This is a genomic window from Mycolicibacterium chlorophenolicum, from assembly GCF_001044235.1.
In the GTDB taxonomy this organism is placed as follows: domain Bacteria; phylum Actinomycetota; class Actinomycetes; order Mycobacteriales; family Mycobacteriaceae; genus Mycobacterium; species Mycobacterium chlorophenolicum.
In genome coordinates this window covers 720,615-733,501 of the sequence record NZ_JYNL01000064.1, presented here as the reverse complement: position 1 = coordinate 733,501, position 12,887 = coordinate 720,615, and the positions used below count along the sequence as shown (strand labels likewise).

At 68.4% G+C, this 12,887-nt stretch carries 15 protein-coding genes and 1 pseudogene; 3 read left to right on the top strand and 13 right to left on the bottom strand.

What is annotated here, in order from left to right; all coding sequences use genetic code 11:
- Nucleotide 1: 1 nt before the first annotated feature.
- The 8 genes from MCHLDSM_RS39790 to fadD5 all read right to left on the bottom strand — a co-directional run.
- Nucleotides 2-387 (bottom strand): MlaD family protein (locus MCHLDSM_RS39790; RefSeq protein WP_156455082.1); only part of this gene is annotated, 386 nt, incomplete at its 3' end.
- A gap of 4 nt (nucleotides 388-391) precedes the next feature.
- A partial coding sequence (locus MCHLDSM_RS25865) for an MlaD family protein (RefSeq protein ID WP_131722698.1) occupies nucleotides 392-719 on the bottom strand: 328 nt, incomplete at its 3' end.
- A 14-nt stretch (nucleotides 720-733) separates the two neighbouring features.
- Nucleotides 734-2,317 carry a virulence factor Mce family protein gene (locus MCHLDSM_RS25860; protein WP_048472585.1) on the bottom strand — a complete coding sequence of 528 codons (1,584 nt, stop codon included), beginning with the start codon at nucleotides 2,315-2,317 and terminating at the stop codon, nucleotides 734-736.
- Nucleotides 2,314-3,345 (bottom strand): virulence factor Mce family protein, encoded by a 1,032-nt coding sequence (locus MCHLDSM_RS25855; RefSeq protein ID WP_048472584.1) that lies wholly within the window; start codon nucleotides 3,343-3,345, stop codon nucleotides 2,314-2,316. Before MCHLDSM_RS25855 ends, MCHLDSM_RS25860 begins: the two co-directional genes overlap by 4 nt.
- Complete coding sequence (locus tag MCHLDSM_RS25850) at nucleotides 3,342-4,559, bottom strand: MCE family protein (RefSeq protein ID WP_048472583.1); 1,218 nt, start codon at nucleotides 4,557-4,559, stop codon at nucleotides 3,342-3,344. The genes MCHLDSM_RS25855 and MCHLDSM_RS25850 overlap by 4 nt, the downstream gene beginning before the upstream one ends.
- 2 nt (nucleotides 4,560-4,561) lie before the next feature.
- The gene (locus MCHLDSM_RS25845; protein ID WP_048472582.1) at nucleotides 4,562-5,431 is read right to left on the bottom strand and encodes an ABC transporter permease; all 870 of its coding nucleotides are present in this window, start codon (nucleotides 5,429-5,431) and stop codon (nucleotides 4,562-4,564) included.
- A gap of 1 nt (nucleotide 5,432) precedes the next feature.
- Entirely contained in the window at nucleotides 5,433-6,230 is a 798-nt protein-coding gene (locus MCHLDSM_RS25840; protein ID WP_048472581.1) for an MlaE family ABC transporter permease, read from the bottom strand.
- Nucleotides 6,231-6,442: 212 nt separating this feature from the next.
- Nucleotides 6,443-8,092 (bottom strand): fatty-acid--CoA ligase FadD5, encoded by a 1,650-nt coding sequence (gene fadD5, locus MCHLDSM_RS25835; RefSeq protein ID WP_048472987.1) that lies wholly within the window; start codon nucleotides 8,090-8,092, stop codon nucleotides 6,443-6,445.
- 128 nt (nucleotides 8,093-8,220) lie between these two features.
- On the opposite strand from fadD5, the gene MCHLDSM_RS25830 reads away from it, so the two are divergent.
- Nucleotides 8,221-8,937, top strand: coding sequence for a GntR family transcriptional regulator (locus MCHLDSM_RS25830; protein ID WP_048472580.1), 717 nt, complete (start codon nucleotides 8,221-8,223; stop codon nucleotides 8,935-8,937).
- Here the strand turns inward: MCHLDSM_RS25830 and MCHLDSM_RS25825 are convergent.
- The 3 genes from MCHLDSM_RS25825 to MCHLDSM_RS25820 all read right to left on the bottom strand — a co-directional run bounded on the left by MCHLDSM_RS25825 (nucleotide 8,903) and on the right by MCHLDSM_RS25820 (nucleotide 10,408).
- The gene (locus MCHLDSM_RS25825) at nucleotides 8,903-9,343 is read right to left on the bottom strand and encodes an SRPBCC family protein (RefSeq protein ID WP_048420528.1); all 441 of its coding nucleotides are present in this window, start codon (nucleotides 9,341-9,343) and stop codon (nucleotides 8,903-8,905) included. The genes MCHLDSM_RS25830 and MCHLDSM_RS25825 overlap by 35 nt on opposite strands.
- 166 nt (nucleotides 9,344-9,509) lie before the next feature.
- Nucleotides 9,510-9,641: a DUF3349 domain-containing protein gene (locus MCHLDSM_RS37855; RefSeq protein WP_130374965.1), complete on the bottom strand. Its 132-nt coding sequence runs from the start codon at nucleotides 9,639-9,641 to the stop codon at nucleotides 9,510-9,512.
- 38 nt (nucleotides 9,642-9,679) lie between these two features.
- Complete coding sequence (locus MCHLDSM_RS25820; RefSeq protein WP_048472579.1) at nucleotides 9,680-10,408, bottom strand: DUF72 domain-containing protein; 729 nt, start codon at nucleotides 10,406-10,408, stop codon at nucleotides 9,680-9,682.
- Between the two features lie 55 nt (nucleotides 10,409-10,463).
- On the opposite strand from MCHLDSM_RS25820, the gene MCHLDSM_RS25815 reads away from it, so the two are divergent.
- Nucleotides 10,464-11,528, top strand: a complete 1,065-nt coding sequence (locus MCHLDSM_RS25815) for a peptidase M42 (RefSeq protein ID WP_234714186.1) — start codon at nucleotides 10,464-10,466, stop codon at nucleotides 11,526-11,528.
- Here MCHLDSM_RS25815 and MCHLDSM_RS25810 read toward each other — a convergent pair.
- The gene (locus MCHLDSM_RS25810; RefSeq protein ID WP_048420525.1) at nucleotides 11,525-12,196 is read right to left on the bottom strand and encodes a TetR/AcrR family transcriptional regulator; all 672 of its coding nucleotides are present in this window, start codon (nucleotides 12,194-12,196) and stop codon (nucleotides 11,525-11,527) included. The two genes, MCHLDSM_RS25815 and MCHLDSM_RS25810, sit on opposite strands and share 4 nt — an antisense overlap.
- Before the next feature lie 146 nt (nucleotides 12,197-12,342).
- Here MCHLDSM_RS25810 and MCHLDSM_RS38815 point away from each other — a divergent pair.
- Nucleotides 12,343-12,450 (top strand): annotated as a pseudogene (locus MCHLDSM_RS38815) (CAP domain-containing protein); the annotation flags it as partial.
- Here MCHLDSM_RS38815 and MCHLDSM_RS25805 read toward each other — a convergent pair.
- Nucleotides 12,435-12,800, bottom strand: coding sequence for a hypothetical protein (locus MCHLDSM_RS25805; protein WP_048472985.1), 366 nt, complete (start codon nucleotides 12,798-12,800; stop codon nucleotides 12,435-12,437). The pseudogene MCHLDSM_RS38815 and the gene MCHLDSM_RS25805 overlap by 16 nt on opposite strands.
- Between the last annotated feature and the right edge of the window lie 87 nt (nucleotides 12,801-12,887).

Genomic DNA, 12,887 nt, shown 5'->3' with positions numbered 1-12,887 from the left:
NTCCATCACCGGTCCGCCGGTGTAGGGCGGGGCCAGCTGGACGGTGCGCGACGCGACCAGGCTCGGGTTGAGGATCGACGCGGTGGCGTTGGCCGGGACCTTGTACTTCTTGTCGTAGTTGAACGTCACCTTCATCTTGTCGCCGTCGGGTTCGATCTTCTCGATCTTTCCGACCTGCACGCCCATGATCTGCACCTTGTCCCCGGGGTACAGCGCCAGAGTCTGGGTGAAGTAGGCGGTGACGGTGTTGGTGGTCAACCGCTGATAGGCCTTCCAGCCCACGAACGCGGCCACGATCGCACCGATCAGCACGATCGTGCCGACCACCAGGGCCGCCCGGGACACGCCGGGCAGCTTGAGGTTTCGCACGTTGAAGATCGTCGACATCTGNCTGCGGGCGATACCGGTGACGCGGTGGCGTTGGCCGGGACCTTGTACTTCTTGTCGTAGTTGAACGTCACCTTCATCTTGTCGCCGTCGGGTTCGATCTTCTCGATCTTTCCGACCTGCACGCCCATGATCTGCACCTTGTCCCCGGGGTACAGCGCCAGGGTCTGGGTGAAGTAGGCGGTGACGGTGTTGGTGGTCAACCGCTGATAGGCCTTCCAGCCCACGAACGCGGCCACGATCGCACCGATCAGCACGATCGTGCCGACCACCAGGGCCGCCCGGGACACGCCGGGCAGCTTGAGGTTTCGCACGTTGAAGATCGTCGACATCTGGCTCTCCCCCCTTAACCTTGTGAACCCGGCGGGAGGAACGGTGGATTACCCGGCAGCGGAGCCGAATCGGCCGGCGGCAGCTGCGGACCCGGTCCGGGCGGCGGCGGCGGACCGGTCAGCGCCGGCGGCAGCGGCGCGATACCCGGGGTGAAATCAGGCGCCGAGGGCTGCGGTGCGAGCGGAACCGTCCGCGCACCGGGCGGGGCCGGCGGCAACGGCGGCATCGCACCCGGCACGTTCGGCGAGAGCTGACCCGGGATCGCGGCGGCCGGCACACCCGGTCCGGGCAGCGGCCCGGTCGGATTCGGCGCCGACGTCGCGACATTGGGGCCCTGACCCTCGTAGTTCGGGCCGTACGGGTTGTCGCCGTAGGGGCCGACCGACAGTCCCGCGCACGGCAGCGGGTTCCCGGGCCGGGGCAGCCCGTCCGCGGGCGGGGTGTACGAGCACGGCGAGCCGGGCACGACGGCCGGACCCGGATTGTCCGGGGTGCCCTCGAGCGGCGTGGGTGCCGGCGGCGGTGCGCCGTTGGTGAAGCCGGTGCCGTTGGGATCGGGGAACCGGAACGCGGGCAGGCCGGCGTTGCGCCAGAACTCCTCCGGGTTGATGCCGCGCTTCTTGAACGCGGCGTCGACGAACGGCTGCAGGATCCAGTACGGCGCCAGGTTGACGAGCATCACCTTGAAGAAGGGACCGGACGCGATCGCCTCACCCAGCGACGCGGTGAACTTCGACAGCGTGGTCAGCACGTCGACGAGGTCGAACTTGCGCTCGTTGAGCACGTCGCTGATCGTGCGCAGCTGCTCGAGGGTGCGGTTCAGGTTGGGGTTGTCGTCGATGAACCCCTTGACCTGGGCGGAGAACTTGTCGACGCGTTCGAGCAGCTGGCTCACCGCGTAGTTGCGTTCGTTGACCGCCGCCAGCAGGGTCTGCGCGTTGACGAACAGCTGGTTGATCTGCTCGCTGCGGTTGCCGAGCACACCGGCCACCCGGTTGGCGTTGGCCAGCAGCGCCTTGATCTGGTCGTCGCGCTTGCCGATGGTGTCGGAGAACCGGGCCACCCCGTCGAGCGCCGCGCTGAGGTGCGGATAGGTCTGGTCGATGGTCTGCGACAGGACGTTGAGCGATTCCTTGACAGTGTTGGTGTCCCAGCCCGACGCGGAGTTGCTCAGGTCGAAGAACGCGTCGTAGATCTGGTACGGCGTCGAGGTCTGGCCCAGCGGCAGTGTGCCGTTGGCGCGCAACGGGTCATCGCCGCGCGGCTCGATCTCGATGTTGCGCCGGCCCAGGATGGTGTCGGTGCGGATCGCGGCCCGGCTCTTGGTGCCGATCTGGGTGCCGCCCAGCCCGTAGCCGATCACGACCTTGTCGCCGGAGATCTCCGTCGACCGCACCAGGCCGACGTCGACGCCCGCGATACGGACCTTGTCGCCGGTGTTGATGCCGCCGGTATCGGAGAACTCGGCGTAGTAGGTGGGCGTGGCGAACAGCATCGGCACGCTGGTGAAGCTCTGCCCCACCCCGATGACGACCACCAGCAGGATGATGCCCATCAACCCGCCGCGGACACGGTTGGATCCCTCGAGGGTTCTCATTTCGGCGTGCACCTACCCGAGGGCTGACTCCACACCTTGACCGTGCGCACCGGCCCGCCGGGCTGCAGCCCGTTGAGCTTGAGCGTCACGTCGCAGGCGTAGAAGTTGAAGAAGTCACCGTAGACGCCGCCGGCACGGCCGATGATCTTCAACGCGGTCGGAAGCCGGACGAGCAGGTCATTGAGCTGATCCTTCTGGTCCACCAGCGGTTGCTGGACCACCTCGAGCTTGCTGATGGTCTGTTGCAGCAGCGGCCGGTTGTCGGCCAGCAGGTCGGCGATCGTGCCCGCGGCGTCGCTGATGTCGGCGACCGACGACGCGATCGGATCGGCGCGGTTCTTCAGCCCGGTGATCAGCGTCTCGAAGTTCTTGACGGTGTCGTCGAACTGCTGCTGATGCTTGACGACGGTGGCCAGCACGGTGTTGAGGTTGTTGACCACCTCGCCGATGGCCTGGTCGCGGTCGGCCAGGGCCGAGGTCAGTGACGCAGTCTGGTCCAGGATGTCATTGATCGTGCCGCCCTGTCCCTGGAACACCGTGACGATCGACTGCGCGATCGTGTTGACCTTGTCCGGATCCAGCGACTGGAACACCGGACGGAAGCCACCGATCAGCGCATCGAGGTCGAGCGCCGGCTCGGTACGTTCGACCGGGATGGTGCCGCCCGCGGGCAGCTTCTTGTTGCTGTCGCCGCGCTTGAGCTCCAGGTAGCGATCCCCGATCAGGTTGAGGTACCGCACGGAGGCCGTCGTCTCGTCGAACAGCTCCAGCGAGCGGTCGACGTCGAAATCGACCCGCGCCTTGGAGCCGCCGTCGATCACCTTCACGCTCTTGACCTTGCCGACCTCGACCCCGGAGGCGCGGACGAACTGCCCGGAGCGCAGCCCGCTGGTGTTGGTGAAGATCGCCGAGTAGCTGGTGGTGCGGTCGAAGCGCATCTGACCGAACACCACGATGATGATCGCGGTGAACAGCAGCAGCACCAGAGAGAAGGCGCCCAGCTTGATCGCGGTTCCGGTGATTTTCATGGGTTGATCGTGTTCTCCCCGACTTGGCGTCCCCAGACGTACTCGGTGAGGATCGGCTGGCCCAGTTCCAGGTGGTTGTACGGGGCGATCGACGCCCCGGTGTCCATCACCAGGTACGGCGCCGGCCACAGGTCACGGGTGATCGGCTGCCAGCAGCCCGGGCGGCCCTCGGGTCCACCCTTGGCGTTCACCCGCGGCAGGTTGTCGGGATAGACGTAGGCGTTGGCCGTGCCGAGCCCCAGCAGTTCGGAGTGGGTGCGCAGCGAGTAGCCGTTGCCGCCCAACGACGCCGCGATCTTGGGTTCGACGTCGTGGTAGTTGCGGATCGTGCAGAACAGCGCGGGGCTGTACTCGTCGAGCAACGCGGAGGTGGGCACCAGATCCTTCAGGCCGCGCTGCAGGTAGGGCCCGCCACGCTCGAAGATGTCGCCGCCGGTGTTGCCGAAGCCGACGGCCGCCATCAGCGCCTGGTCGACGTTGCCCTGCTGCTCGTTGAGGGTGCGCGCGGTGGTCACCGCGTTCTGCAGGCCGTCGAACAGATCGGGGGAGGCGTCGGCGTAGACGTCGGCCAGGTCGGCGAGCAGCTGGTTGTCGCGGCGCAGCTGCGGCAGCCGCGGGTTGACGTCGTCGAGGATCTGGTTGCCGTTGACGATCGACTGCCCGAACCGGTCGCCGAGGCCGTCGAGGGCCTGGGCCGTCGCGGTCAGCGTCTGGTTCAGCTTGATCGGGTCGACCTGACCGGCGACCGACACGACGGTCTCGAACAGCGTGTTGAACTCGGTGGTCACCTTCGTCACGTCGATGACGTCGGAGCCGGTGATCCGCTGCGGCGACGGCTTCGGCGGCGACGAGAACGACACGTACTTGTTGCCGAACACCGTGGTGGCGCTGATGTCGGCGTTGACGTTCTGCGGGATGAGATCCATGTACTTCGGATTGACCTCGAGGACGATCTTGGCGCGCGGTTCACCGCCGACGGTGACCTGCTCGACCTCGCCGACCCGGCCGATCTCCACCCCGTTGTAGGTCACCTTCGCGCCCGGGTCCATCGACAGACCGGAGCGCGCGGCCATCATCGTCAGCTGCGTGCGCGGCAGGAAGTCGCCGCGGAACTGAAGGAACACCAGCACCAGCACGACGATCGTCGCGAGCGCGAGGACGAGACCCGCGAGCTTGTACGGCGGCTGCCGCTTGTCGTTGACGGGGGCGGTCATCGCTACACCGTCAGGTTGAAGTTCGGGTCGACGCCGTAGAGCGCCAACGAGGCGAACAGGACCACACACACGATCGCGATCAGCGAGGCCCGCATCGAGCGGCCGACGGCCTCCCCGACACCGACCGGGCCGCCGCTGGCGTAGAAGCCGTAATAGCAGTGGTTGAGCATGACGATCACCGAGATGATCACCGCCTGAACGAACGACCAGAACACGTCGTCCGGCCGCAGGAACGTGCGGAAGTAGTGCTCGTAGGTGCCGGTCGACTGCCCGTAGATCAGTGTCGTCGTGACCTGCGCCGACAGGAAGCTCATGATGATGGCCATCGCGTAGAGCGGGATGATCACGACGAAGCCCGCCACGATGCGCGTGGACACCAGGTAGGAGATGGACTTGATGCCCATCACCTCCAGGGCGTCGATCTCCTCGCTGATCCGCATGGCGCCCAACTCGGCGGTCGCGCCGGCGCCCACGGTGGCCGCCAGCGCCTGCCCCGCGACCACCGGTGCGGCGATGCGCACGTTGATCAGTGCGGCGAAGAAGCCGGTGAACGCCTCGACGCCGATGTTGCCCAGCGAGGCGAAGCCCTGGATCGCGACCAGCGACGAACCCGACAGCGTGACGAAGCCGACGATTGCCACGGTGCCGCCGATGACGGCCATCGCACCGGTGCCCATGCCGATCTCGGCGACCAGGCGCAGCATCTCCTTGCGGTAGTAGCGCACCGCATGCCCGATGGACCCGACCGCGGTGACGACGAACCAGGCGATGTGACCCATCGAGTCCAGGCCGCGACCGGGCGCGCCGGCCACCTTCTGGGCGGCAGCGACGCCGCGGGGAAAGCGGGACCGCAGAACGGCAGCAGTCGACATGTCAGCTCCCTGTTCCGAATTTGACGCCGATGGTGGTCAGCACGACGTTGACAGCGAACAGCGCGATGACGCACAGCACCAGGGTCTCGTTCACCGCGGTGCCCACACCCTTGGCGCCGCCGGCGCACGTCAGACCGCGGTAGCAGCCGACCAGGCCGGCGATCAGGCCGAAGGTCAGGGCCTTGACCAGGGAGATGACCACCTCCGGCAGGCCGGTGACCAGGGTGAGGGTGGAGACGTAGGCGCCGGCCGACACGTTCTGCAGGTAGACGCCGAAGATGAAGCCGCCGACCAGGCCGATGGTGATGACCGCGCCGTTGAGCAGCATCGCGACGAACGTCGAGGCGATCACGCGGGGCACGACCAGCCGGTGGATGGGGTCGATGCCCAGCACCTCGAGCGCGTCGATCTCCTCGCGGATGGTGCGGGCGCCTAGGTCGGCGCAGATGGCGGTGGAGCCGGCGCCGGCGACGACGAGCACCGTCACCAGCGGACCCAGCTGGGTGACCGCGCCCAGCGCCGCGCCGGCGCCGGAGATATCGGCCGCGCCGAACTCGGTCAGCAGGATGTTGAGGGTGAAGATCAGCAGCACGGTCAGCGGGATGGACACCGCGACGGTGGGCAGGAAGGCGACCCGCAGCAGGAACCAGCTCTGCAGGATGAACTCGCGCCACTGGAACGGCGGCCGCAGCAGGGCCTTGCCGACCAGCACGCACATGCGCACGAAGCCACCGACCGCTACCAGCGCCGGTCTGACCTGATCGCGCACGTAGCCCGTCAGGTTGGAAGTGGTGGTCACCGCAGACCTCTCGCGACTAATCCGTCGCTGGTGTAGCGCACCGGCAGCACCTGACGCACGCCCCTTTCCAGCCCCAACCCCAACCGTGTGAGCCCCGCCTCCCTACCGGTTGGTAGTAAGACGGACCACAGGACTGTACCCGATCCCACGGACCGCCCGTACCGCATCCGCGGGATTAGCCCCTCAACCGTTAGCAAATGATCCCCTTCCGGCTAACCTGGCTGCGGCCCGGCCGAAACCGTTGTCCGAGTGGAACTTTCGCGAGCGTCAATCTGGTCGCCGGCGGCGAAGCGCGCGCGCAGTTCGGTCTTGAGCACCTTGCCCGCCGGATTCCTGGGCAGCGCCTCGACGATTTCGAGGGCCTTGGGGTGCTTGTACCGGGCGAGCCGCTCGGTCAGGAATTCGTCGAGATCGGCCAGCGTCAAACCGACCTCACCGGATGTTCTCAGCGAACTCCGGGCAACGACCACAGCAACCGGGACCTCGCCCCACTTCTCGTGGCTGCGGCCGATCACCGCGACCTCGACGATGTCCGGATGGGCGGCGAGGACGTTCTCCACTTCCGCGCAGTAGATGTTCTCGCCGCCCGAGATGATCATGTCCTTCTTACGGTCGACGACCCAGATGTAACCCTCGTCGTCCTGCCGGACGAGGTCGCCGGAATGGAACCAGCCGCCCGCGAAGGCCTCCGCCGTCGCCGCGGGGTTGTTCCAGTAGCCGGCCATCAGCGTCGGCGCCCGGTAGACGATCTCGCCGACCTGCCCCACCGGCACGTCGTTCATCTCGTCGTCGACGATGCGCGCCGACACCGTCGGGATCACCTTGCCGACCGAACCGAGTTTGCGCAGCGCGTCCTCGCCCAACAGCATGCAGGTCACCGGCGACATCTCCGTCTGCCCGAAGGCGGCCAGGATCTGGGCGCCGGGGAACGTGTCGGCCATCTCGCGCAGCAGCGTGTCCGACGCCGGCGCGGCACCCCAGGACAGCACCCGCAGTCTGAGGTCCCGGGGCTCGGCGCGCTGGGCGGCGCACACCGCCTGCCACTGTGCGGGCACCAGGAAGATGCCCGTCACCTTCTCGGCCGCCAGCACGTCGAGCAGTTCCCCGGGATCGAACGCGCCGAGCGGGTAGATCACCGTGGGCCGGCCGAGCAGGAGGCCGAAGATCGTGTTGCCGATCCCGGCGATGTGGAAGAGCGGCACCCCGACGAACCCGATGTCGTGGTTGATGTCGGCGCCGTTGGTGAACAGGTGCGTCAGCGCCTGACCGGCCAGGTTGTTGTGGGTGAGCACCGCGCCCTTGGGACGCCCGGTGGTGCCGGAGGTGTACATGATCAACGCGGGCGAATCGTCGGGGATGTCCACCGGCGGGCACGGCGCGTTCTCGGCCAGAAGGTCCTCGTAGCCCAACACCCCGTCCTCGGTGGCGCCGGCGGCGACGATCACCGTGTCGAGCGTGGCGTCGAGGTCCCGCACGGCGGTGGCGACCCCGGCCAGCACGGGCTCGGTGACGACGACCGCGGCCTGGCAGTCCGACACCAGGAACGCGATCTCAGGCGGGGTCATCCGGAAGTTGACCGGCACGGCGATCCCGCCGAGTTTGTTGACCGCCAGCGTCGACTCGATGAACTCCGGACGGTTGAGCATCAGGATCAGCACCCGGTCGCCGAATCCGACGCCCCGCCGGTGCAGCGCCCCGGCCAGCGCGCTGACCCGGCGGTCCAACTCGGCCCAGGTGGTGGTCGCGCCGAGGAACCGCAGTGCGGTCGCTTCGGGCTGCATCAGCGCGTGCCGGGTCAGCTGATTGGCCCAGTTCTGCCTGCGGGCCAGGTAGGGCTGCTCCGGCACGCTCGTCGATGTCACCGTCGTCCGCTCCGTCACTGTGAGTTGCGCGAGGATGATATTTGATCAAACATGATGTTGCCTCGGTCACACTATGGGCCAGGCGGCGTCGGGACAACCCGCCGTCACATCTGAAGGGCGGCACCGCGATGATCGCTCCCGCCGGAGCACGACCCGCCGGCGCGGTGCGCCGCGAACAGCTCTCCGACGAGGTCGCCGCCCGCCTGCGCACCGAGATCATGACCGGGGTGCTGCGCCCCAACACCTTCATCCGCCTCGACGAGACCGCGGCCCGCCTCGGTGTGAGCATCACACCGATCCGAGAGGCGCTGCGCACGCTGCGCGGCGAAGGCATGGTCGAGCTCGAGCCGCACCGTGGGCACCGGGTGGTTCCGTTGTCCCGCAACGACATCGAGGACATCTTCTGGCTCCAGTCGACAATCGCCCAGGAGCTCGCCGCGACGACCGCGCGGCGCATCACCGACGAGCAGATCGACGAACTCGAGGTGCTCAACGCGGCGATGGCGGCCGCGGTCGAGCGGCAGGATCCCGACGCGATCGCGGCCGCGGAGTTCGCCTTCCACCGCACGTTCAACCGCGCCTCGGGGCGGATCAAGCTGGCCTGGTTCCTGTTGCACGCCACCCGGTATCTGCCGCCGCAGCTGTTCGCCTCCGACCGGACCTGGGGTGCCGAAGCGGTTGCCAGCCACGACCGGCTGATCGCCGCGCTGCGGCGCCGCGACACCGCGACGGTGGTCGATCTGACCGAGGACCAGTTCGCCGACGGGCTGTCGCGTCTGCTCGGCTACCTGGAACAGGTCGGACTGTGGGCTAGCCGGCCGCGAGCTGCTCGGCGCGGGTCTTGAGGTTGTCGGCGAGGTAGTCCAGCGTGTCGCCGATGGCCTTCTTGACCATCGGTTTGGGCAGCGCCAGCTTGGTCTCCACGTCGAGATCGACGGTCAGCAGTGACGTGACGCCGAGCCCGACCACCGAGAACTTCTGCTCCTGCTTGTCGAAGTGGTCGCCCTGCTGCAGCACCGTGTAGATCTGATTCTCGCCGGGGTAGTAGACCGCGGTGATGAACGTGCCCGCCTGACCCTGCACCACGACGTCGAGCCGCAGCTGGCTCGGCCGTCCATCGTCGTAGCGGGCGAGGATCCAGCAGCCCTTGATCTCCTCGTTCCACAGCGGGTAGCTCTCGAAGTCGGCGACGATCGCCATGATCGACTCTGCGGGCGCTGCGACCTCGACTGTCTTGCTCACCAACGGCATCGGCTGAGCATAGCGACTCCCGCCGGCGCCTCACGCGGTCGTGGCCATGCCCTCCCGACGATCATCCCGCTGGGCACCGGTTGCATCTCGCCCTCGGTCGTGCGCAGCGTGCAGGGTGACGGATTCGACTGTGCCAGTAGCGGTTTCGCCGGGTGGTGCGGCGACGTCAGCGCGCGGCGACCGTCGACGACGGGGGCAGCAGCGCCAGCGCGGCGACGTACCCCTGGCGCGGCGCGGCAGCGGGATATCCCGCGCGCAGGAACGCGTGCACGGCAGTGACGATGCGTGGTGCCCTCATGGCGGCTGGGCGTACCCGCCTCACGGAAGTGCCAAACCTCAGCCGGCCAGTTCGGTGCGCAGATCCCTGGCGTTGCGCACGGCGTTGCCGCCGAGATCGTTGTTGAAGTACACCAGCACGTCGCGGCCCTGCCCGTCCCACTCGCGGATCCGGTCGGCCCACCACCGCAGGTCGTCGGGGCTGTACGACCCGCCGTAGAGCGCACCGGGATCGGGTCCGTGCAGCCGCACGTAGACGAACCGGGCCGTCGCCGTCAGCAGGCACGGCAACCCCGCACCGCTCATCACCACGTACGCGGCCCCGTGGCGCTCCAGAACGGCGAAGGCGCCGGGGTCGTTCCAGGAGGGGTGCCGGAACTCCACCGCCACCGGGATGGCCGGGGGCATCACGTCGAGGAAGTGGTCGAGCCGTGCGTCATCGCGTTCCATCGTGGGTGGCAGCTGCACCAGCAGTGGCCCGGCCCGGTCGCCGAGCGCGCTCCAGCCGCGGTGCAGGCGCTCGACCCAGACCTCCGGCGAGCTCAGCCGGCGGGCATGGGTGAGGCCGCGGGCCGCCTTGACCGTCATCAGGAAGCCCGGCGGCAGCTGATCGCGCCAGCGCTCGAACCAGGCGTCCGGCGGCCACCGGTAGAAGCTGCCGTTCAGCTCGACGGTGTCGAACTCGGCGGCGTAGCGCTCCAGCCGCCGCCCCGGGGCCAGCCCCCGCTCGTAGAGGACGCCCACCCAGTGGTTGTACGACCACCCGGAGGTGCCGATGCGGATCGTCACGGCCCGTCGGGTACCCGCCCGTTTGCCGATCACCGCATCGGCAATTGCTACAGGTGTGACCGTCTACCGACCGCTGCTCCAGGAACTGCTGTTCGCCTACGGACCGTGTGGGCAGGAGGACGCGGTCCGCGACGTGTGCCTGCGCGAACTGCGGCCCGAGGTCGACGAGGCGTGGACCGATCCGGCCGGCAACGTGATCGGCGTGCTGCGGGGCGGCGACGCGCCCGCGGTGCGCGTGATGGCGCACATGGACGAGCTGTCGATGCTGGTCAAGCGCATCGACGCCGACGGCACCCTGCACCTGACGCCGCTGGGCACGATGTACCCGGGCAACTTCGGCCTCGGACCGGTGGCCGTGCTCGGGCAGCACACAACGGTGTGCGGCATGCTGGCGCTCGGCTCCGAGCACACCACCCAGGAGAGCCCCCGCATCTGGCGGACCAAACCCGACCAGGGCGACAAGGCGCTGGACTGGCCCGACGTCTACGTCTTCACCGGACTGACCGGCACCGAACTGCGCCACGCCGGCGTCGCGCCGGGCACCCGCGTGTGCGTCGACCGCAGCAGGCGCACGCTCGTCGACGTCGGCAACGACTACCTCGGCTGCTACTTCCTCGACGACCGTGCCGCGCTCACCGCGCTGCTGTGCTGCGCCCGTGACCTGCGCGGCGGTGCCACGCCGCCGGGCGACGTGTACTTCGTGTGCACCACCAACGAGGAGATCGGCGGCATTGGCGGTGGGTACGCCAGCCGCACCCTGCCGGGCGAGCTGACCCTGGCCCTCGAGGTGGGACCCACCGAACCCGAATACGGCACACAGGTTGCGGGCGGCCCGATCGTCGCCTACAGCGACGCGCTGTGCGTCTACGACAAGTCCGTGGCCGACCGGCTGATGGACATGGCCGACGAGCTGGGCCTGGCCCCGCAGGCCGCGGTGCTCGGCGCGTTCGAGTCCGACGCCTCGCACGCCAAGGCGGGGGCGCTCACCCCGCAGGCCGGGCTGCTGTGCCTGCCGACGCTGAGCACTCACGGCTTCGAGGTGATCGCCCACGGCGCCATTCCCGCGATGGCCGACGTGCTGACCGGGTTCCTGCGCGACCCGTGGCGCGAGGTCGGCTAGCCGCCCGAGCGGGCGTCGGCCTGGTCGGCGCCGAGCGGGGAATCGTGGCGCACCGCCTCGTCGCGGATCAGCCCGCGCAGCAGCGCGGTGCTGAACTCGACGGCGATCTCCTGGGCCGTGCGGCGGCCGTGCGGACGCAGCCAGCGGTAGGACCCCAGCGTCATCCCGATGTAGCCGAGGGCGAGCACGTGGGAGTCGCACTCGTAGAACTCGCCGCTGGCGATGCCGCGGTCGATCACGTCGCGGACGTGCTCGTAGACCTGGGTTTCCTTCTCCCGGATGTAGGCCACCTGCTCCTCGGTGAACCACTCCGTGATGTAGGGGGCTTCCTGGAAGTAGACGGCCGCGCGCTCGATGTCGCTGGAGATGCCGACCAGCAGGCGCCGGGTGAAGTGGTAGATCGTCTCGCGCGCCGACGCCGACGGGTCGTCGTGCAGCGCGTCGACGGTGAAGTCGGCCGCGCCCTTGTAGATGTCGTACAGGATCAGCGACTTGCTCGCGTAGTAGTGGTAGACCGTCGCCTTGTTGAGCCCGACCGCATCGGCGACGTCGTCCATCCGGGTGCCGTGGTAGCCGCGCGCGGCGAAGAGCTTGGTGGCCACGGCCAGCAGTTCCTCGCGGCGGGACATACCGTTGCTCGGCCCGGTCGGCACAGCGGTCTCAGACATGGTGACTCACTCTAGAACGGACCGGTGGGTCCACGATCCACTAACTGGTTGGTTCAGTCTAGGTCGTTGCCCTGTGACCGCGGCCCCGGCCGGTCTAGACTTCCTGCAGAGCCAGCGTGCACGGCCGACGGAGAGGTATCGCGGTGGACCCCAATCCCGATTACGACGCAAGCGACGAAGTCGAGTACGGCATCAACTGGTTCGCGTGGATCCTGCGCGGGGTGTACCCGCCACCCTCCTACCCGCCGGTCTGATCGGCCATCTGGCGCCCGAACCGACGTTTGGGCGCCAAAGTGCGCGTGCGCCGCACCATTTCGTCGAGTTCGGCGCGGCTTCTCTGCACCACCACTGAGACGTGCCCGCGGATCTCCGCGCGCCAGTCCCTCGGCGGCACAGGTTCATGGTCGGGCGGCCACAGGATCGGCGGCTCGATGAGCGCGAGTTGCTTCCCGGGCTCCACCGGCCGCAGGTCCTCCTCGTAGCGCTCCCCGCATTTGCGGCAGCGCACCTCGTAGCGCATCCCGTCGGGTTCGCCCTCGATGAAGACGTAGTCCGCCATCGAGACACACCGCGGGCACCGGGCCAATCCGCGCTCCACCACCATGCTCACCTCGACATCGTGCGGCCCGCGGGGCGCGGGGCGCACCGGCCCGGTCGATGTCGATGCGGGATCGGTGCCGTTTCGAGATAC

Bases quoted from the DNA above. Each gene is read 5' to 3' on its own strand.
- MCHLDSM_RS25860 (WP_048472585.1), bottom strand. From the start codon at position 2,317: ATGAGAACCCTCGAGGGATCCAACCGTGTCCGCGGCGGGTTGATGGGC.
- MCHLDSM_RS25855 (WP_048472584.1), bottom strand. From the start codon at position 3,345: ATGAAAATCACCGGAACCGCGATCAAGCTGGGCGCCTTCTCTCTGGTG.
- MCHLDSM_RS25850 (WP_048472583.1), bottom strand. From the start codon at position 4,559: ATGACCGCCCCCGTCAACGACAAGCGGCAGCCGCCGTACAAGCTCGCG.
- MCHLDSM_RS25845 (WP_048472582.1), bottom strand. From the start codon at position 5,431: ATGTCGACTGCTGCCGTTCTGCGGTCCCGCTTTCCCCGCGGCGTCGCT.
- MCHLDSM_RS25830 (WP_048472580.1), top strand. From the start codon at position 8,221: ATGATCGCTCCCGCCGGAGCACGACCCGCCGGCGCGGTGCGCCGCGAA.
- MCHLDSM_RS25825 (WP_048420528.1), bottom strand. From the start codon at position 9,343: ATGCCGTTGGTGAGCAAGACAGTCGAGGTCGCAGCGCCCGCAGAGTCG.
- MCHLDSM_RS37855 (WP_130374965.1), bottom strand. From the start codon at position 9,641: ATGAGGGCACCACGCATCGTCACTGCCGTGCACGCGTTCCTGCGCGCG.
- MCHLDSM_RS25810 (WP_048420525.1), bottom strand. From the start codon at position 12,196: ATGTCTGAGACCGCTGTGCCGACCGGGCCGAGCAACGGTATGTCCCGC.
- MCHLDSM_RS25805 (WP_048472985.1), bottom strand. From the start codon at position 12,800: ATGGTGGTGGAGCGCGGATTGGCCCGGTGCCCGCGGTGTGTCTCGATG.